Raw genomic sequence first — 1,550 nt, forward strand, 5'->3', positions numbered from 1 at the left:
TTAGCAGAGCATCGATTGCTTCCGGGTGCAGGAAAAGGTTCTCGACTTCGTGACAACCGAGAACGTGCACCGAGTAATCGCGTTCCAGCTCGTCTGCCTGGCTGTCGGTGCGGAAGTCTCGATCGATGACACCCCCGATGTGAAGTTGCTCTTGAGATTCCGCCGAAAGGGTTTTGATATCACTCAGTCGGCGCAGTACATCCCTACATCCGCCACCCTCCAGGAACCGGTTAGTGGTCTCGTCGCCGCAGACTGCATAGAATCTTTCACGCTCGCGGGTTTGCCGATCGCCTTCGATGTAGATGAAGCGCAGTTTTCCAAGTGCAAATGCTGGCGACCCAACCGCCGCCGAAAGTGCCGACAGCACGGGGCGCCCGGAGAGGAGTTTCGGAGCTGTGACGAGTCGCGTTTCAGGATTGCGTTCGAAGACGAATGTCGCCGACGGCCCGGCGACTTCCACCGCTTCTAAGGAGTGAGTGGCTATCCACACCTGACCGGACACAATGGTGTCACGCAAGTACGCTAGCCATCTCCGGAGCAGATCGGGATTGAGATGGAGTTCGGGCTCGTCGATGAGTAGTAGCCCGCGGCGAAGCCTGAAGCGGTCAATCTGGCCAAGGATGAATGCGACCTCACGTTCGCCGCCGCTGAGATGAGAGAAAGCCAATTCGATACCAGCACTGTCGAAGATTGGCGTTCGAGGCTGCCCGCCACCCTTAGCTACACCAGCGAAACGTAGGTGCGGTAGCACTTGACGAAGACTTGCGGCATACCCCTCGAAGGGATCATCGAACTTCGGATCAGGGTTCCCACTGTCGCGCGCGCGGCGTAGTGCCATTGAATACTTCGAAAGCTCATTCTCGTCGACGCCGACAAAGTACTTGATCCACTCGGTGTACAAGGTGCGCGAGGGTTGGAATGCCGAGTTTCGAGTGACATCAGGGTTTCGCCACTCCTGACTGAAGATCTGGCCGTACTCGTGTAAGGGGACCTCTGCTGGCGGGTACGCCCGGTCAGCATCGAGATACAGGTGCTGGGTCTCTCGCCGCTCGCGGAGTGCCGCAACAACCGCATCACCGAGCCGCTCCGAGAGACGTGTGTCCGCTTGTGCCGAGGAATTCAGGTCCGCTTGCGTCGAGACTCCGGCACTAACTGTGGACTGCGTTGCTGAACCCCGCACCGAGTGAAGATGCAGCTCCCCGGTCCAGCGGCTGGCTGCGTCCCGAAGCTCATCGGTGAAATAGGACGATTCTGAGAATTGGATTTCCTCGGGAGGTACATAGACGGTGATGTCGATGTCGTGCGGCTCGGTGAAGATATCTCCGCGAGTGTTTTGTACGCCTTGAGATATGCCCAGGCTGTGCGCTGCCGCGGACAGGACTTCGAGCACCGTGCTCTTACCGGCCCCGTTCTCCCCAACTAGGCAGACGAGTGGGGCTGCCTTGTCCATGTTGAGATCGACGTCGCGTAGATTCCGCCAACTTCGAATCGCTAGCCGTGACACTCGCATGAATCACTCCTTCCCACATGGTGGACAGCCCGCCACCTAG

General features: G+C 58.5%; 1 protein-coding gene and 1 pseudogene. Both read right to left on the reverse strand.

Annotated elements, in window-relative coordinates; genetic code table 11:
• Window positions 1-1,390: AAA family ATPase (locus GOPIP_RS04800; RefSeq protein WP_244421109.1), on the reverse strand; the 1,390-nt coding region annotated here is incomplete at its 3' end.
• A gap of 30 nt (window positions 1,391-1,420) precedes the next feature.
• Window positions 1,421-1,510: pseudogene (locus tag GOPIP_RS29855) on the reverse strand (hypothetical protein); the annotation flags it as partial.
• Window positions 1,511-1,550: the final 40 nt, after the last annotated feature.

Origin of the sequence: Gordonia polyisoprenivorans NBRC 16320 = JCM 10675, assembly GCF_000241325.1 — a bacterium.
GTDB classification, from domain to species: Bacteria; Actinomycetota; Actinomycetes; order Mycobacteriales; family Mycobacteriaceae; genus Gordonia; species Gordonia polyisoprenivorans.